Below are 17,040 nucleotides of genomic sequence, written 5' to 3'. Positions count from 1 at the left end.
CGGACCATCTGCGGGGCTCCTCAGCCACGTTGAGGGGCCCCGCCGTCTGGTAACTATCCGGATCATGGCCCCCATCCGAACGCTGCTGAGCGGCCTCCTCGGCGCCGCCCTGCTGGTCCCCGTACTCCCGTCGGCGACGACCGCCGCCGCCGACGCGCGCACCGTCGACTACGGCGGTCTGCGCCTGGCCGTCCCCGCCGACTGGCGGGTCGTCGACCTCGACCGCGAACCCGACGCCTGCCTGCGCCTCGACCTGCCCACCCTGTACCTCGGCCACGCCGGCACCCAGAGCGAATGCACCGGCCGGGCCGCCGTCAGCCGCGCCGACACGCTGCACCTCGAACCCCTCGACGGGGCCCCGCGGCGCGCCGACATCCCCACCTTCACCGTGGAATCCGGCACCACGCTGCCCGAGGCCCCGCCGCGGACCGACAGCAACGAACTGCGGTACGCGCTGCTCCGGCCCGGGGTCATGGCCACCGTCTCGTACGGGACCGCGCCCGACGCCGTACGCCGGGTGCTGGCCCGCGCCCGCGCGGTGCCCGCCGGCGCCCCCGCCGTACTCCCCGCCCCCGCCGCGCCCCCCGCCCGGCCCGCCGTCGACGGCCCGGAGCCCCGCAACGCCCAGGAGGCCTTCACCGGCGAGGGCTTCGACGCCTGCACCGCCCCCACCCAGAAGTCCATGGACGCCTGGCACACCGCTTCGCCCTTCCGGGCGGTCGGCATCTACATCGGCGGCCGCGCCCGGGCCTGCGCCCAGCCGCAGCTCACGGCCGACTGGGTACGGCGGCAGGCCGAGGCCGGCTGGCACCTGATGCCGATCTGGGTGGGCCCGCAGCCCTGGAACAGCGCCAGCACCGGCCTGTCCACCGACCCCTCCGAGGCCGACGCGCAGGGCCGGTCCGCCGCCGACGGAGCGGTGGCCGCCGCCGCGTCGCTGGGCCTGCCCGCGGGCACGGTGCTCTACAACGACCTGGAGAACTACTCCGACCGCGCGACCTGGGACGCCCCGGTCGTCGCCTACCTGACCGCGTGGACGGTCCGGCTGCACGAGCTCGGCTACCGCTCCGCCGCGTACGTCTCGGCGGGCTCCGGGGTCAAGGCGCTGAGCGCCCACCACCACCAGGCCCCCGAGGCCATGCCGGACGTGCTGTGGGTCGCCCGCTGGAACGGCGCGGCCTCGGTCGCCGACGCCGACATGGGCCTGCCCGCCGGCACCCCGCAGTGGGCCGGCCGGCGCCGCGCCCACCAGTTCCGCGGCGACCACGACGCCACCTACGGCGGGGTCACGATCAACATCGACCGCAACTGGGTCGACGTCGACCCCTCCGCCCTGGGGACGGGCGGCATCTTCCGCCTCAGCTAGCACCGGCAGGCGGGTCCTGGCGGGGGCCCTCGCGGGGGTCCTCGCGGGGGTCCTCGCGGGGGTCCTCGCGCGGGGGCTCGTCGTCATCGCCCCGGCGGATGGTGCGCAGGCCGCCCGCCGGGGTCCACGACCGCAGCACCAGGTCGTCGCCCTCCACGCCGATGTGGACGACCTCCGCCAGCTCGACGTGGAAGAGGTGGAAGGGGTGCGGGCTCTCCGTCTCCTCCGCGTACCGGTGCAGCTCGGGCGGATCCACCACCTCCACCGCCCGCCCGGAGATCCGCACGTCCCCGTCGGGCATCGTCTCGCCCTCGCCCGGGTTGGTGTGCAGGGCGAACCGGGGGTCGCGCTGGAGGTCCCGGGCCTTCATCGAACCCGGCATCATGCCGAGCCACAACTCCCCGCCGCGGATGTCGACGTTCAGCCCGGCCACGCGCGGAGAGCCGTCCTTGCGCAGGGTGGCCAGGACATGGTGCGGAAACTGCGCGAACCGCGCCTGCACGGCCGCCGCGAACTCCGGCTCCGCCTTCTCGAACGCTGCCCAGTTGTTCGTCGTCATGCGTCCATCAAAGCGCGGCCCACGGGCGCGCGCCGCTCGGAGTCCTTCCCCCGGCCGTCCGGCGCCCTTCCGTCCACCGGATATGACTGTTAGACATATTCCTCATCGCAGGAAGACCGGTCGGAGGGGGTGGAACCGTGTGCGTCTCCCTTGAGGGGAAGGTCGTCGTGATCACCGGTGCCGGGCGTGGGCAGGGGGCGGCGGGGGCTCGGTTGTGTGCGGAGGCGGGGGCGCGGGTCGTCGTCACGGACGTGCGGGAGGACGAGGGGCGGGCGGTGGCCGCGGAGCTCGGCGGGCAGGGGCTGTACGTGCGGCACGACGTGGCCGACGCGGACGGCTGGGCCGAGGTCGTGCGGGCCGCGGTCGCGGCCTTCGGCACGATCTCGGCGCTGGTCAACAACGCGGCCCTGTGGCGCACGGCCCACGTGGAACGGCAGCGGCTCGACGAGTTCGAGACGCTGCTGCGGGTCAACCTGCTGGGGCCCTTCCTCGGCATCCAGGCGGTGGCGCCGGTGCTCAGGGTGGGCGGGGGCGGCTCGATCGTCAACATCTCCTCGACGGCCGGGCTGGTCGGGATACCGGGCCACGCGGCCTACGGCTCCACCAAGTTCGCCCTGCGCGGGCTGACCCGGTCGGCGGCGCTGGACCTGGCGGCGGACCGGATCCGGGTCAACTCGGTGCACCCGGGCGCCATCGACACGCCGATGGTGGCCGAAGCGGTCGCGGGCCGGGACTGGTCGCACGTGCCGCTGGGGCGGATGGGGCGGCCGCAGGAGGTCGGGGAGCTGGTCCTCTTCCTCTGCTCGGACGCGTCCTCGTACGTGACGGGTACGGAGTTCGCGGTGGATGGCGGGATCACGGCCGGGGGACGACGGTGAGGGACCGCCGGGTGATGGCCGCGCCGTGCCGGGCATGATGTGTGCATGTCTGAATTGACGCGGCGGCTCGGCGGCGCACTGCTCCGCAACTGCCTGCTGCTGGCAGCCGAGTTCGGTGCGATCCTGCTGCTGCGGGGCCCCGAGGGACTGTGGGTCGCGGTCCTGCTGGCCGTCTTCGTCGTCGGCGCCGCCGTACCGCACGGCACCGACGCGGAGTTCGTGGCCCGCACCGCCGTCGCGCTCGCCGCCGTCGGGGTCGCGGTGCTCGGCGGGATCACCTGGGAGCGGCAGACCCTCCACGAGCGCGGCCGCGAGGAGACGGCGCTGGTCGCGCAACGCACCATGGTGGAGGACGGCTCCGGCCACTCCCCGTCCCTGCGGCTGCGCACGGAGGCCGGCCGCGACCTCCCCGGCCCCGTCGCGATGGACCTGCCGGTCGGCGCCCGGCTGGCGGTGACCGTGGATCCCGGCAGCCCGGTCTGGGCCCTCGGCACGCGCCCGCCCGAACCGCTCTGGCAGGCGGCGGCCACCGGCGCGCTCCTGCTGCTCCAGACGGCCACCCTCGCCCGCCTCTCCCTGCGCCGCCCCGACCGCTGACCCGGCCGGGCCCGGTCCCGCGGGCCCGGCGGGCGAGCGGCTACTTGATCGTGTACGAGCAGCCCTTGGTGCTCGTGACGCCGTCGCTCTCCGCGACCTTCTTGCCGTCGACCTTGATGACGCAGGGCGCCTGCTGGAGCTTGCCGTCGGCGCCCGTGACCGTGCCCGGGACCACGTTCACCAGGTAGCCCACCTTCTGCTCCGCCGCGGTGAGTTCGACCGCTCCGGCTACCGCCCCCGCCCCCGCTCCGGCTACCGCTCCCGCTCCGGCTACCGCCCCCGCGCCTCGAGCACCGCCGCCCGGCAGGCCGAGGGCGTGCCCCACGCGTCCCGCAGTGGCCGGGCCTTGCGCAGCCACAGCGACAGGTCCAGCTCCTCCGTGTAGCCGACCGCCCCGTGCAGCTGGAGGGCCGTCCGCGCCGCCGCGTACGCCGCCTCGCCCGCCGTGAGCTTCGCCGCGGCCACGTCCCCCGGGTCCGTCGACAGCGCCGCCGCCCACAGCAGGGGCCGGGCGAACTCCAGCCCCAGCAAGGTGTCCGCCAGCCGGTGCTTGACCGCCTGGAAGGAGCCGATCGGCACGCCGAACTGCGTGCGCTGCTTCGCGTACTCCACCGTGGCGGCCAGCAGCGCCTCGCCGACGCCCAGGCACTGGGCCGCCGTCAGCAGCCGCGCCCAGCGGGCGGCCGTCTCCGCCGCCGCCGTCACGGCCGGTCCCGCGGCGAGCAGTTCCCCGTCCGCCGGGACCGAGAGCCGGCGGGCCGGGTCCAGCGAGGCCAGCACCGCGCCGTCCGCGGCGCCCCGCGACAGGCGGAGCTCGCCCGCCGCCGACACCGTGAAGCAGTACGTCGCCGCGTCCGCGTCCAGGGCGTACGCACCGCCGCCCGGCAGCGTCAGCGTCGCCGAGGCCTCGCCCGCGACCAGCCCCGGCACGAACCGTTTCGCCAGCCCCTGGTCCCCCAGCTCGGAGAGGAGCACCGACGCGGCCGCCGTCTCCACCAGCGGCCCCGGCACCCCGGCCCGCCCCAGCTCCACGAACCCGAGCGACAGCTCGACCGGCAGAAGGCCCGCGCCGTCCCACTCCTCCGCCGCGGCCGGCGCGAACAGGCCCGTCCCGGCCAGCCGCGACCACAGCGCCCGCCCGGGCCCGTACGCGCCGCCCGCCCAGGCCCGTACGGCCGCCGGCACATCCGCCGCGCCCAGCAGCGAGCGCAGCGTACGCGCGAAGTCCGACTGCTCGTCGGTCGGCAGGAAGCGCATCAGCGGCGGCCCTTCGGAAGGCCGAGCAGCCGCTCGGCGATGATGTCGCGCTGGATCTCGTTCGTCCCCGCGTAGATCGGCCCGGCCAGCGAGAACACCCACGGTTCGGCCCACGCGCCCTCCGCGAGCTCCGCGTCCGCGCCCAGCAGGTCCAGCGCCGTCTCGTGCAGGGCGATGTCGTACTGCGACCAGAACACCTTGTTCAGACTGGACTCGGCGCCGATCGAGGCGCCCGCCGCGAAGCGCGAGGCGCCGGCCCACGTGAACAGTTCGTAGGCGCGCGCCCCGACCACCGCGTCCGCCACCCGGTCCCGCAGTGCCGTGTCGGACCGGTCCCCGGCCGACTCCCACAGCGCGACCAGACGGTCCGCCGCCGCCAGGAACCGGCCCGGGGAGCGCAGCGTCAGCCCCCGCTCGTTGCCCGTCGTCGACATCGCGATCCGCCAGCCCTGCCCCGGCTCGCCGATCACGTCCTCGTCCGGTACGAAGACCTCGTCCAGGAAGAGCTCCGCGAAGGCGGGCTTGCCGTCCAGGCGGCCGATGGGCCGCACCGTCACCCCCGGCGCCCGCAGGTCGAACATCAGATACGTCAAACCCTGGTGCGGTTTGGGCGCGTCCGGGTCCGTGCGGAAGATGCCGAAGGCGCGGTCCGCGAAGGCCGCCCGCGAGGACCAGGTCTTCTGCCCGGACAGCAGCCAGCCGCCCGCGGTGCGCACCGCCCGTGAGGTGAGCGAGGCCAGGTCGGAGCCGGACTCGGGCTCCGACCAGGCCTGCGCCCAGATCACCTCGCCGCTCGCCATCGACGGCAGCACCCGCGCCCGCTGCTCCTCGCTCGCGTGGTCGAAGAGGGTGGGGGCGAGGAGGCTGATGCCGTTCTGCGAGACGCGCCCGGGCGCGCCGGCCGCCCAGTACTCCTCCTCGAACACCAGCCACGCGACGAGGTCCACACCCCGGCCCCCGTACCGCTCGGGCCAGGACACCGCCGACCAGCGGTCCGCGTGCAGCAGCCCCTCCCACTCCCGGTGCGCCGCGAAGCCCTCCGCCGTCTCCAGCGAGGGGAGCGGGGTCGCGGGGACGTGGTCGGCCAGCCAGGCCCGGGCCTCGGCCCGGAAGGCCGCCACCTCCGCCGTCTGGGTGAGGTCCATCGGGTGCCCGCCTCCTTGAACGCCTTCACGGAACGCCTTCGCGCGCTTCCCTAACAAGTGTTTGGTAGGTTAACGTACGGCCATGAGCAGCGTCGAGGAGTTCGCATGAACGAGCCCCGGTACACCCCCGGCCACCACCTGCTGAAGGACCGCACCGCCGTCATCACCGCCGCTGCCGGGGCCGGGATCGGCGGCGCCACCGCCCGCCGCTTCCTGGAGGAGGGCGCCCGGATCGTCATCGGCGACGCCCATGCCCGCCGCCTCAAGGAGACCGAGGACGCGCTCGCCGCCGAGTTCGGGGCCGGCCGCGTCACCTCGCTGCCCTGCGATGTCACCGACGAGGACCAGGTACGGGCCCTGTTCGCGCACGCCGAGCAGACCCACGGCGGCCTCGACATCGTCGTCAACAACGCCGGCCTCGGCGGCACCGCCGACCTCGTCGACATGACCGACGAGCAGTGGTCCCGCGTCCTCGACGTCACCTTGAACGGCACCTTCCGCTGCACCCGCGCCGCACTGCGCTCCCTGAAGGCGGCCGGCCGGGGCGGGGTCGTCGTCAACAACGCCTCCGTCGTCGGCTGGCGCGCCCAGACCGGCCAGGCCCACTACGCCGCCGCCAAAGCGGGCGTGATGGCCCTGACCCGCTGCGCGGCACTGGAGGCCGCCGGATTCGGCGTACGGGTCAACGCCGTCGCGCCGAGCCTGGCCATGCACCCGCACCTGGTGAAGGTGACCAGCGAGGAGCTGCTCACCGAACTCACCGCCCGCGAGGCCTTCGGCCGGTACGCCGAGCCCTGGGAGGTCGCCAACGTCATCGTCTTCCTGGCCAGCGGCTACTCGTCGTACATGACGGGCGAAACCGTCTCGGTCAGCAGCCAGCGCGCCTAGCACAATGGGCGCGTGCCTACGAACAAGTCGACGAACCAGCCGACGGCCGACCCGGCCCCGAAGAAGAAGCCGCAGGTGACGCCCTCGCCCGAGCGGCGCCGAGAGCTCCTCGGCACGGCCGCCGAGGTCTTCGCCGCGCAGGGCTACAACGCCACCACCGTTCGCAAGATCGCCGACGCCGCCGGGATGCTCGCCGGCAGCCTCTACTACCACTTCGATTCCAAGGAATCGATGCTCGACGAGATCCTCTCCGCCTTCCTCACCGAGCTCTGGGAGGGGTACGACACCGTCCTGGCCGCCGGCCTCGGCCCCAGGGAGACCATCGAGGCCCTGGTCACCGAGTCCTTCCGGGAGATCGACCGGCACCGCGCCGCCGTCGCCATCTACCAGAAGGAGTCCCGCACCCTGTCCGCGCAGCCCCGCTTCCACTACCTCTCCGACTCCCAGCAGAAGTTCGAGAAGGCCTGGCTGGGGACGCTGGAGCGGGGGGTCGCCGCACGCGTCTTCCGCGCCGACCTCGACATCCGCCTCACCTACCGCTTCGTACGCGACACGGTGTGGGTGGCGGCCTCCTGGTACCGGCCGGGCGGCCGGCACAGCCCCGAGGAGATCGCCCGGCAGTACCTGTCGATGGTGCTGGACGGGATCGCCGTACGCCCCTGAAACCGTCAAGGAGTCGCAATGTCCGAGGCCTACATAGTCGAAGCCGTCCGCACCCCCGTGGGCAGGCGGGGCGGCGGCCTGTCCCACGTCCACCCCGCCGACCTGGGCGCGCACGTCCTCACGGCGCTCGTCGAACGGTCCGGGGTGGACCCGGCCGCCGTGGAGGACGTGGTCTTCGGCTGCCTCGACACGGTGGGGCCGCAGGCCGGGGACATCGCCCGCACGGCATGGCTGGCGGCCGGGCTGCCCGAGGAGGTGCCGGGCGTCACGATCGACCGCCAGTGCGGGTCCTCGCAGCAGGCGGTGCACTTCGCGGCGCAGGGCGTGCTCTCCGGCACCCAGGACCTGGTCGTCGCGGGCGGCACCCAGAACATGTCGATGATCCCCATCGCCTTCGCCTCCCGGCAGGCCGCCGAGCCCCTCGGCCTCACCGAGGGCCCGTACGCGGGATCGGCCGGCTGGCGCGCCCGGTACGGCGACGCCCCCGTGAACCAGTTCCACGGCGCGCAGCTGATCGCGGAGAAGTGGGGGATCTCCCGCCGCGACATGGAGGAATTCGCCCTCCGGTCCCACCAGCGGGCGGTCCGCGCGATCAACGAGGGCCGCTTCGCCCGCGAGACGGTCGCGTACGGGGATGTGACGGCCGACGAGGGGCCGCGCCGGGACACCACCCTGGAGAAGATGGCGGGCCTGAAGCCCGTCGTCGAGGGCGGCACCATCACCGCGGCCGTCTCCTCCCAGGTCTCGGACGGCGCGGCGGCGATGCTGCTCGCCTCCGAACGGGCCGTACGCGAGCACGGCCTGCGCCCGCGCGCCCGCATCCACCACCTCTCCGTCCGCGGCGAGGACCCCATCCGCATGCTGTCCGCGCCGATCCCGGCCACCGCGTACGCCCTGAAGAAGACCGGCATGACACTGGCCGACATCGACCTGGTGGAGATCAACGAGGCCTTCGCCCCGGTGGTCCTGGCCTGGCTGAAGGAGACCGGGGCCGACCCGGCGAAGGTCAACGTCAACGGCGGCGCGATCGCCCTCGGCCATCCGCTCGGCGCGACCGGAGTGAAGCTGATGACGACACTGCTGCACGAACTGGAGCGCACCGGGGGCCGGTTCGGCCTCCAGACCATGTGCGAGGGCGGCGGCCAGGCCAACGTGACGATCATCGAGCGGCTATAGGACCGCTGGAGGCGGGCCCGGGACGGACGGGGAGGGACCGGGCCCGGCGGACATTCAGGACGCAGGTCACATCCGCTGATCGACACGCCCGCACGGAGGTGTGCTAGCTTAGAGCTCGTTGCAGTTGTGGTACCCATGAACTTTATGTGCGCCTGACGGGAATGTTCCTCAGGCGCTTTTATTGTTTTTGCCGGAGTCTCCGGATGGGGCCCTTGCCGCCTATTCAGGAGATTCAAAATGGCACTTGGCACCGTGAAGTGGTTCAACTCGGAAAAGGGCTTCGGCTTCATCGAGCAGGACGGTGGCGGTCCGGACGTGTTCGCCCACTACTCGAACATCGCCACCCAGGGCTTCCGTGAGCTCACCGAGGGCCAGCGCGTGTCCTTCGACGTCACCCAGGGCCAGAAGGGCCCCCAGGCGGAGAACATCATCCCCGCCTAAGTTTTTCAGCATGCCGGGGTCCGCACCGCGAGGTGCGGGCCCCGGCTTGTCTGCTGTCTCGACCTTTGTTGTACCTGCCGGTTTCAGGAGGGCTTTCTCGCATGACCAGCTCCAGCTCCGCACGACCCAGCCGCCGCCCCACCCGGGGTCGAGGTGCGGCTCAGGGACGTCCGAAGGCTGGCGCGGGACGGCAGAAGTCCGCCCCCGCCCCCCGGCCCCAGGAATTCACCATGCCCGAGCCGACCGAGCCGGCGCTGCCGCCGGTCGCCGCGTTCGAGGACATGGACATGCCCGAGGCGCTGCTGAAGACCCTCGCCGCCCAGGGCGTCACCGAGCCGTTCCCGATCCAGGCCGCCACGCTGCCGAACTCCCTCGCCGGCCGTGACCTGCTCGGCCGCGGCCGCACCGGCTCCGGCAAGACCCTCGCCTTCGGCCTCGCGCTGCTGGCCCGCACCGCCGGCCACCGCGCGCAGCCCAAGCAGCCACTCGCCCTGGTCCTCGTACCGACCCGTGAGCTCGCGCAGCAGGTCACCGACGCCCTGGCCCCGTACGCCACGTCCGTCAACCTGCGCATCGCGACCGTCGTCGGCGGCATGTCGATCAACCGGCAGTCCGGCGCCCTGCGCCGCGGCGCCGAGGTGCTCGTCGCCACCCCCGGCCGTCTGAAGGACCTCATCGACCGCGGTGACGCCGATCTCTCCCAGGTCGCCATCACGGTCCTGGACGAGGCCGACCAGATGACCGACATGGGCTTCATGCCGCAGGTCACCGCCCTGCTCAAGCAGGTGCGGCCCGAGGGCCAGACCATGCTGTTCTCCGCGACCCTCGACAAGAACGTCGACAAGCTCGTCAAGATGTTCCTGCACGACCCGGTCGGCCACTCCGTCGACCCGTCGGCCGGCGCCGTCACCACCATGGAGCACCACGTCCTGTACGTCCTGGACGAGACCGACAAGAAGGCCGTGGCCACGCGCATAGCCGCTCGCGACGGCCGGGTGATCATGTTCGTCGACACCAAGCGCGGGGTCGACCGCATGGTCAAGAAGCTCCTGGCGGACGGCGTGCGCGCCTCCGGCCTGCACGGCGGCCGCTCGCAGCCGCAGCGCAACCGGACCCTCGACTGGTTCAAGACCGGCGAGGTCACCGCGCTCGTCGCCACCAACGTCGCGGCGCGCGGCATCCACATCGACGACCTCGACCTCGTCGTCAACGTGGACCCGCCGACCGACCACAAGGACTACCTGCACCGCGGCGGCCGTACCGCCCGCGCCGGCGAGTCCGGCAGCGTGGTCACCCTCGTGCTGCCCGACCAGAAGCGCGACATGACCCGCCTCATGTCGGACGCCGGGATCTCCCCGCGCACCGCGCAGATCAAGTCCTCCGACGAGGAGCTGGCCCGCCTGACCGGCGCCAAGGAGCCCTCGGGCATCCCCGTGGTCCTCGAGGTGCCGCAGCCGGCCGCGCCCAAGCAGCGCTCCGGCTCCGGTTCGGGCTCCGGCTCGCGCCGCCGCTCGGGCGGACCGCGCACCGGCTCCGCCACGGGCGGCGCCCCGGCGGCCGGCGGCCGCGGCCGCCGCTCCGGCGGCGGCTCCGGACAGGCCCCCGCGGCCTCCGGTGCGGGCCAGGCCCGTCGCGGCCAGGGCGGCGGCGCCGGCGGGGCCTCCGGCTCCGCCGGACAGGGCCGGCGTACCGGGGGCGGCGCCTCCGGTGGCGCGGCCGCCGCGTCCGCGCGCAGCCGGGTCGGCTCCGGCGGCCAGGGCCGGCGCCGCGCGGTCTGACCGTACGCGTACACCCCGCGCCGGGCCGTGCTTCCCGCACGGCCCGGCGCAGTCGTGTTCCCGCTAGCGGACCATCTTCTTCTGGAGCCGCGCCAGCGTCCGCAGGTCCAGGCCGAGGCCGTCCGTCAGGTAGCCGTAGAAGCTGCCGTAGTCGGCCTCCAGCTGGGCCGTCGCGGAGTCCAGGTAGTCCTGGCGGACCTCCTGCAGCGGGATCAGCAGGTCCGGGTTCTGCATCCGCCCGGACTGCTTGAGGCCCGCCCGCAGCTGGGCGTCGTACGCGGCGCGGAACGTGTTCGACGCCAGGTAGTCGCGCTCCGCCGAGGCCTCGGGCACGGCCAGCGCACGCAGCAGGACGTAGCTCACCCAGCCGGTGCGGTCCTTGCCCGAAGTGCAGTGGTACAGCAGCGGGCCCTGCCCGCCGTCCGCGATCTCCCGCAGCGTCGCCGCGAACTGCGCCCGGTTCTCGGGGCTGGTCACGAAGGTGCGGTAGATGTCGCGCATGTACGTCTCGGCGCGGCCGCCGCCGAGCATCTGCTCCTGCTTGACGGGATCGCCGCTGGAGATCGCGCCGACCAGGGTCCCGTACAGGCCGAGGTCGCTGACCGGGCGCGAGGTGGGGGAGAGCCCCGGCGGCAGCTTGTCGGCGCCGTCGTACTGGAGCTCCATCGGAATGCGGAAGTCGACGACCTTCGTGAGGCCCAGACCGGAGACGGCGGTGACGTCCGCGGCGGTCAGCTTGCTCAGTGCGTCGGAACGGTAGACCAGCCCGTGGCGGACCTGCCCGCCGGTGTAGGTGCGGTAGCCGCCGATGTCCCGGACGTTGACGGCTCCCTGGAGGGGAATCTGGCGGATCGTTTCCGCACCCCACGGGTGACCGAAGCCCGCGCTGGACGCGGGCGCCGGGGTGGCGGCGGAGGCGGAGGCTGCGGGCAGGGTCCCGATGGCGAGGGCGGCGGCTGCCGCCGCGGTCGCCAGGCGGATTCGGGCACGGCTCATGGAGTCAACTCCCGTGACGGAGAAGGGGGATCACCCTGGTGGTGGCAGGGTGCGGAGCGAGTGCAGTGCTTCGAGTGCCTGTTGTGCCTCGGCCATGACGCGGGAGACGAGCTCCGCACAGGACGGGAGATCCTCGATCACGCCCGCGACCTGGCCCGATGCCATGACGCCGAGGTCCGTACGGCCCTCGACCATGGACGCCTTGAGGAGCATGGGGGTGTTCGCGGCGAGCAGCACCTGGCTCCAGGACAGGTCCTTGCCGTGCTTCATCGCCAGGCCGTCGCGCACCATCTGCGGCCAGCCCAGACCGGACAGCTTCCGGAAGCCCGCCGCGTGCCGGACCGCCCGCGCCAGCGCCCGCGCCCGCCCGGCCCGCTCCAGGGAGTCGACCAGCTCCGTGCGCAGCATCCGGTGCGGCAGCCCGTCCACGGCCGTGGTGACGGTGACGTCCTTGACCGTGGCCTTCAGGTACTCGGCCTTGACCGCGTCCGGAACGGTGGAGTCCGAGGTCAGCAGGAAGCGGGTGCCCATCGCGATGCCGGCCGCCCCGTACGCCAGCGCCGCGACCAGACCGCGGCCGTCGGCGAAACCGCCCGCCGCGACCACCGGGATGTCCACGGCGTCCACGACCTGGGGCAGCAGCACGGTCGTGGCCACGTCCCCCGTGTGCCCGCCGCCCTCCCCGCCCTGCACGATCACCGCGTCGGCGCCCCAGGCGGCCACCTTCTCGGCGTGCCGCCGGGCCCCGATCGAGGGGATGACGACCACCCCTGCGTCCTTGAGCCGCGCGATCAGCTCCCTGGACGGCGCGAGGGCGAAGGACGCCACCCGCACCCCCTCATCGATGATCAGCTGGGCCCGCTCGGCCGCGTCCCCGGCGTCCGCCCGCAGATTGACCCCGAAGGGAGTCCCCTCCGGCACCCGGGACCTGACCTCCCGGACCGCCGACCGCAGCTGCTCCACGGTCATCGTCGCCGAGGCCAGGATCCCCAGGGCCCCCGCGTTGGCCGCGCCCGACACCAGCCGGGGCCCGGCGACCCAGCCCATGCCCGTCTGCACGATCGGGTGCGCGACCCCGACCAGCTTCGTGAACGCCGTCTCCATCCGAGGCCCCTCCGTCCGCGGTGTCTGCGTCCGAGCCGTCCCCACCGGATCAGGCCCGCACTTCGCGGTCGCGCAGACCCTTGGGGTCGATGACCTCGCGGATCAGCCGCAGCTCCTCGGCGGTCGGCTCCCGCGTGAACGGGACCTGGCCGTCGACGGCCAGGTCGAAGCCGGTGGCCGCCCGGACCTCGTCGACACCGCCCCCGGGATGGACCGACACCAGGCGCATCGAGTGGCCCGGCCCCGTGAAGTCGAAGACCCCCAGATCGCTCACCACCCGCGGGAGCCGGTGGTAGCGGGTCACCCCGGCCGCCTCGGCCCGGTCGTAGCCGACACCGCTGACCATGTCGACCCGCTCCACGAACACCCGGGTGGAGTGCTTCGGCACCCAGTAACTCACCGGATTGTTCAGGGTGTTGACCGGCGCACCGCGCACCCCCAGCAACTGGCGCGAGGGCCGCGCCCAGTCGCCGATGCACGAGATGTTCTGGTTGCCGAAACGGTCGATCTGGCTGGCGCCCATCATCACGTGCCGCCTGCCCCCGGTGACCATCGTCAGATGCCGCCGGTACGGGAGCCACCCCTCGGCCGTGCCGTCCAGCCCGACGAGCATCGCCTCCCCGTCGGTCAGCAGCAGGTCGGGCGAGAAGGTCCGCTTCGCCAGCCGGGCGCCGAAGGAGGGGATCAGACCCATCGGGCTGGCCAGGATCTCGCCGTTGTCGCGCCAGGCCTCGGCGCACGCGATCACGCAGTACTCGGCCCGGGTGGCCGGGAGAACAAGGGAAGGAGTGGTCACCGCTGCTGCTCCTCGTGCCAGGTCCGGACAGCGGACTGGTAGTCGTGCTCGCTCGCCCCCGAGAGGAAGCGCTCGGCGAACTCGGGCCAGGGGGTGGTCGCGTACAGCTTCTGGAAGGCCTCGTCCCGGCCGTAGTCGGGGACGCAGGAGGTGAAGTGCGCGCCGCCCGGGGTCTCGACGACCCCGGTGACGGAATGGCGGCTGACCAGCAGCGACTGCGGGGGGCCGGCCTTGGTGAGCTCGGCGGTCTCCACGAGCTGCTCGCACGCGACGTACGCGGCGTCGGCGGCCTCGCAGAACAGGTCGTCGAAGTACGGGTCCGGGCCCAGGTACTGGGCGTTGCCGAGGCGGTCGGCGCGGCTCAGGTGGACCAGGGCGGCGTCCATGCGCAGCGCGGGCACCGCGACGAGCTCCTCGCCGTCCTCGTACGGGGAGGTGACGGTCCGCAGCTCCGGGTTGACCCGCATCACGTCGGAGCCGAGGCCGGCCCGGACGGGCAGGAAGGGCAGCCGGTTGGCGGCGGCGTGCAGGCCCCACATGAACATGGCCTCGTCGAGTTCGGTGAGGGTGAAGGCGGCGCGTTCGCGGGCGGCCCGGAAGTGCGGCTCGAGCGGGATCGAGTCGAGCGTGGCGAAGGGGGCGATGAGCCTGCGGATCCGGCCCGCGGCGGCCAGCAGGCCCACGTCGGGGCCGCCGTACGAGATCACCGTGAGATCGGTGATCTCGGACCGGAGCAGCGCTCTGACCAGGGCCATGGGCTTGCGCCGCGAGCCCCAGCCGCCGATGCCCAGGGTCATCCCGCTGCGCAGCTGCCCGACCACCTCTTCGGGGGTCATGCTCTTGTCGGTCATGAACTCGCTTCCTTCCCGAAGGTGTCGCGGACCCGGTCGGCGACCCCGCTGAGGTTGGCCTCGAAGGTGAAGCCCTGCTCGAAGCGGTAGCTGCGGCGCACGTCCACCGGGTCGATGCCGTTGATGGCCGCCTTGGCCAGCCGGATCAGGGAGCCGTCCTTGCGCGCGATCTCGGCGGCCAGCTCCAGGGCGGCGGCCCGCAGCTCCGCGCGGGGGACCACCCGCCAGACCGAGCCGTGCGCGTGCAGTTCGGCGGCGGTCGCGGTGCGCGAGGTGTAGTACAGCGCGCGCATCAGGTGCTGGGGCACCAGGCGCGCGAGGTGGGTGGCGGCGCCGAGCGCGCCCCGGTCCAGCTCGGGCAGGCCGAAGGTGGCGTCGTCGCTGGCCACGATCGCGTCGGCGTTGCCGGCCAGGCCGATGCCGCCGCCCAGGCAGAAGCCGTGCACGGCCGCGACCACCGGCACCTCGCACTCGTACACGGCGGCGAAGGCCTCGTAGCAGCCCCGGTTGGCGCCGATGAGGGCGGTGTGGCCGGTGTCGCGCTGCATCTCCTTGATGTCGACTCCCGCGTTGAAGCCCCGGCCCTCGGCGGCGAGGACCACGCAGCGGACCTCGGGGTCGCGGCCGGCGGTCCGCAGGGCGTCGGCGAGGTCGTACCAGCCCTGCACGGGGAGCGCGTTGACGGGTGGGAAGTCGACTGTGACGAGTGTGATGCCCTTGCCCGGGCTGGAGGTGGAGACACCCATGAGAGGATCAGCTACCTTTCCACCAAACATTTGTTAGGTGAGGAAGGTAGCAGCCCATGGAGCTCGACGGGAGGGTCGTCGTCGTCACCGGTGGAACCCGGGGCGTCGGTGCCGGGATCGCCCGGTCGTTCCTGGCGGCCGGCGCGGAGGTCGTCGTCTGCGCGCGCCGCCCGCCGGAGGAACCCGTGTCGGCGGACGGCCGCAGCGCGTCCTTCACCGCCGTCGACCTGCGCGATCCGACGGCCGTGCAGGGGTTCTTCGGGGCGGTCGCGGGCCGGTACGGGCGCCTGGACTGCCTGGTCAACAACGCCGGCGGCACCCCGTACCGGCTGCTGGGGGAGGGTGAGGCGCAGCGGCACGCCAGGGTCGTCGAGCTCAACCTGCTGGCGCCGATGACGGCCTCCCTCGCCGCCTACCCGTGGCTGCGGGAGGCCCGCGGCTCGGTGGTCATGATCGGCAGCGTCAGCGGCACCCGGCCCTCGCCCGGCACGGCGGCGTACGGGGCGGCCAAGGCGGGCCTGGAGAACCTGGCCCGCTCCATGGCCGTGGAGTGGGCCCCCGAGGTACGGGTCAACTCGCTGGTGCTCGGCATGGTGCGGACCGAGCTGGCGCACCTGCACTACGGCGACGAGACCGGGATCGCGGCGGTCGGCGCGACCGTACCGCTGGGGCGGCTCGCGGAACCCTCGGACGTGGGGGAGGCGGCGGTGTTCCTGGCCTCCGGCCGGGCCGGGTACGTGAGCGGGGCGAGCCTGCTCGTGCACGGGGGCGGGGAGCGCCCCGCGTTTCTGGATGCGGCAACCGTCAACAAGGAGGGCTGAGATGACCCGTATCGCCGAGGGGCGTGTCGTGATCGTGACGGGCGCGGGGCGGGGGCTGGGCCGGGCCCACGCGCTGGCGTTCGCCGAGCAGGGGGCCAAGGTCGTCGTCAACGACCTGGGGGTCGGCCTGGACGGGGTGCCGGGGCCGGAGTCCCCGTCCGGGCGGGTCGTCTCCGAGATCCTGGCGCTGGGCGGGGAGGCGGTGGCGCACGGCGGGGACATCGCGACGGGCGAGGGGGCGTCCTCGCTGGTGGAGTGCGCGCTCTCGGCGTTCGGACGGCTGGACACGCTGGTCAACAACGCCGGGTTCCTGCGGGACCGGATGCTGGTGAACCTGGAGGAGGACGACTGGGACGCCGTCATGCGGGTGCACCTGAAGGGGCACTTCCTGCCGCTGCGGGCGGCCGCCGCCTGGTGGCGCGCGGAGGCGAAGGCCGGCCGGCCGGTGGCCGCGCGGGTGGTCAACACCTCGTCCGGGGCGGGCCTGCTGGGCTCGGTGGGGCAGGGCAACTACAGCGCGGCCAAGGCCGGGATCCTGGGGCTGACGCTGGTCGCGGCCGCGGAGATGGGCCGGTACGGGGTCCAGGTCAACGCGATCGCCCCGGCGGCGCGGACCCGGATGACGGAGCAGACCTTCGCGCAGACCATGGCCGCGCCGGCCGCCGGGGCCTTCGACGCGATGGCCCCGGAGAACGTCTCCCCGCTGGTGGTCTGGCTCGGATCCGAGGCCTCGGCCGGGGTCACGGGCCGGGTCTTCGAGACGGAGGGCGGCCGGATCACGGTGATGGAGGGCTGGCGGCCCGGCCCCACCGCCGACCGGGGCGCGCGCCGGACCCCGGCCGAGGCGGGCGAGGCCGCGCTGAAACTCCTCGCGTGCGCGGAGCAGCCGCTGCCGGTGTACGGGGCGGGCGGCTAGGCCGTCCGGCGGGGTGCCGGGCCGGCGGCGCGACCGGCCCGGCGCGACCGGCCCGGCGCGAC

The 17,040-nt window shown here is 73.7% G+C and carries 19 protein-coding genes; 10 read left to right on the top strand and 9 right to left on the bottom strand.

The window, feature by feature from the left end; all coding sequences use genetic code 11:
* Positions 1-64 precede the first annotated feature (64 nt).
* Positions 65-1,366: a DUF1906 domain-containing protein gene (locus ACFWP3_RS22950; RefSeq protein WP_384224071.1), complete on the top strand. Its 1,302-nt coding sequence runs from the start codon at positions 65-67 to the stop codon at positions 1,364-1,366.
* Here ACFWP3_RS22950 and ACFWP3_RS22945 read toward each other — a convergent pair.
* A complete protein-coding gene (locus ACFWP3_RS22945) occupies positions 1,359-1,925 on the bottom strand; it encodes a pyridoxamine 5'-phosphate oxidase family protein (protein WP_384224068.1) in 567 nt (188 codons plus the stop codon). The two genes, ACFWP3_RS22950 and ACFWP3_RS22945, sit on opposite strands and share 8 nt — an antisense overlap.
* Positions 1,926-2,062: 137 nt before the next feature.
* Here ACFWP3_RS22945 and ACFWP3_RS22940 point away from each other — a divergent pair, with 137 nt between their 5' ends.
* On the top strand, positions 2,063-2,803 hold the full coding sequence (locus tag ACFWP3_RS22940; protein ID WP_384224066.1) for a glucose 1-dehydrogenase: 741 nt from the start codon (positions 2,063-2,065) through the stop codon (positions 2,801-2,803).
* 45 nt (positions 2,804-2,848) lie between these two features.
* Complete coding sequence (locus ACFWP3_RS22935; protein WP_384224063.1) at positions 2,849-3,400, top strand: hypothetical protein; 552 nt, start codon at positions 2,849-2,851, stop codon at positions 3,398-3,400.
* A 40-nt stretch (positions 3,401-3,440) separates the two neighbouring features.
* Here the strand turns inward: ACFWP3_RS22935 and ACFWP3_RS22930 are convergent, their stop codons facing one another.
* The 3 genes from ACFWP3_RS22930 to ACFWP3_RS22920 all read right to left on the bottom strand — a co-directional run bounded on the left by ACFWP3_RS22930 (position 3,441) and on the right by ACFWP3_RS22920 (position 5,802).
* Positions 3,441-3,593: a hypothetical protein gene (locus ACFWP3_RS22930; protein WP_384224060.1), complete on the bottom strand. Its 153-nt coding sequence runs from the start codon at positions 3,591-3,593 to the stop codon at positions 3,441-3,443.
* Positions 3,594-3,670: 77 nt separating this feature from the next.
* The gene (locus ACFWP3_RS22925; protein WP_384224058.1) at positions 3,671-4,657 is read right to left on the bottom strand and encodes an acyl-CoA dehydrogenase family protein; all 987 of its coding nucleotides are present in this window, start codon (positions 4,655-4,657) and stop codon (positions 3,671-3,673) included.
* Positions 4,657-5,802 carry an acyl-CoA dehydrogenase family protein gene (locus ACFWP3_RS22920; protein WP_384224056.1) on the bottom strand — a complete coding sequence of 382 codons (1,146 nt, stop codon included), beginning with the start codon at positions 5,800-5,802 and terminating at the stop codon, positions 4,657-4,659. The genes ACFWP3_RS22925 and ACFWP3_RS22920 overlap by 1 nt, the downstream gene beginning before the upstream one ends.
* Positions 5,803-5,907: 105 nt before the next feature.
* On the opposite strand from ACFWP3_RS22920, the gene ACFWP3_RS22915 reads away from it, so the two are divergent.
* The 5 genes from ACFWP3_RS22915 to ACFWP3_RS22895 all read left to right on the top strand — a co-directional run bounded on the left by ACFWP3_RS22915 (position 5,908) and on the right by ACFWP3_RS22895 (position 10,748).
* Positions 5,908-6,690 (top strand): SDR family oxidoreductase, encoded by a 783-nt coding sequence (locus ACFWP3_RS22915; RefSeq protein WP_384224053.1) that lies wholly within the window; start codon positions 5,908-5,910, stop codon positions 6,688-6,690.
* A gap of 12 nt (positions 6,691-6,702) precedes the next feature.
* Positions 6,703-7,353, top strand: coding sequence for a TetR/AcrR family transcriptional regulator (locus ACFWP3_RS22910; RefSeq protein ID WP_384224051.1), 651 nt, complete (start codon positions 6,703-6,705; stop codon positions 7,351-7,353).
* 18 nt (positions 7,354-7,371) lie between these two features.
* Positions 7,372-8,529, top strand: coding sequence for an acetyl-CoA C-acetyltransferase (locus ACFWP3_RS22905; RefSeq protein ID WP_384224049.1), 1,158 nt, complete (start codon positions 7,372-7,374; stop codon positions 8,527-8,529).
* A gap of 237 nt (positions 8,530-8,766) precedes the next feature.
* Positions 8,767-8,970, top strand: a complete 204-nt coding sequence (locus tag ACFWP3_RS22900; RefSeq protein WP_030028954.1) for a cold-shock protein — start codon at positions 8,767-8,769, stop codon at positions 8,968-8,970.
* Between the two features lie 101 nt (positions 8,971-9,071).
* Complete coding sequence (locus tag ACFWP3_RS22895; RefSeq protein WP_384224047.1) at positions 9,072-10,748, top strand: DEAD/DEAH box helicase; 1,677 nt, start codon at positions 9,072-9,074, stop codon at positions 10,746-10,748.
* A 63-nt stretch (positions 10,749-10,811) separates the two neighbouring features.
* On the opposite strand, the gene ACFWP3_RS22890 is transcribed toward ACFWP3_RS22895, so the two are convergent.
* From ACFWP3_RS22890 to ACFWP3_RS22870, 5 genes are read right to left on the bottom strand one after another with little or no spacing between them, the layout of a single operon-like run.
* Entirely contained in the window at positions 10,812-11,744 is a 933-nt protein-coding gene (locus ACFWP3_RS22890) for a tyrosine-protein phosphatase (RefSeq protein ID WP_384224045.1), read from the bottom strand.
* 30 nt (positions 11,745-11,774) lie between these two features.
* On the bottom strand, positions 11,775-12,848 hold the full coding sequence (locus tag ACFWP3_RS22885) for an NAD(P)H-dependent flavin oxidoreductase (protein ID WP_384224042.1): 1,074 nt from the start codon (positions 12,846-12,848) through the stop codon (positions 11,775-11,777).
* 49 nt (positions 12,849-12,897) lie between these two features.
* Positions 12,898-13,644, bottom strand: a complete 747-nt coding sequence (locus ACFWP3_RS22880; protein ID WP_384224039.1) for a CoA-transferase subunit beta — start codon at positions 13,642-13,644, stop codon at positions 12,898-12,900.
* Positions 13,641-14,495, bottom strand: coding sequence for a CoA transferase subunit A (locus ACFWP3_RS22875; protein ID WP_384224038.1), 855 nt, complete (start codon positions 14,493-14,495; stop codon positions 13,641-13,643). Before ACFWP3_RS22875 ends, ACFWP3_RS22880 begins: the two co-directional genes overlap by 4 nt.
* Positions 14,492-15,241: an enoyl-CoA hydratase family protein gene (locus ACFWP3_RS22870; RefSeq protein ID WP_384224036.1), complete on the bottom strand. Its 750-nt coding sequence runs from the start codon at positions 15,239-15,241 to the stop codon at positions 14,492-14,494. Before ACFWP3_RS22870 ends, ACFWP3_RS22875 begins: the two co-directional genes overlap by 4 nt.
* A gap of 56 nt (positions 15,242-15,297) precedes the next feature.
* Between ACFWP3_RS22870 and ACFWP3_RS22865 the strand changes: the two genes are divergently transcribed.
* Entirely contained in the window at positions 15,298-16,062 is a 765-nt protein-coding gene (locus ACFWP3_RS22865) for an SDR family oxidoreductase (protein WP_384224033.1), read from the top strand.
* Position 16,063: 1 nt separating this feature from the next.
* Positions 16,064-16,978, top strand: a complete 915-nt coding sequence (locus tag ACFWP3_RS22860) for an SDR family oxidoreductase (protein WP_384224030.1) — start codon at positions 16,064-16,066, stop codon at positions 16,976-16,978.
* Positions 16,979-17,040: the final 62 nt, after the last annotated feature.

This window comes from Streptomyces sp. NPDC058525 (assembly GCF_042719495.1).
GTDB lineage: Bacteria > Actinomycetota > Actinomycetes > Streptomycetales > Streptomycetaceae > Streptomyces.
The sequence above is the reverse complement of the archived record's forward strand: the minus strand, read 5'-3'. Positions and strand labels throughout refer to the sequence as shown.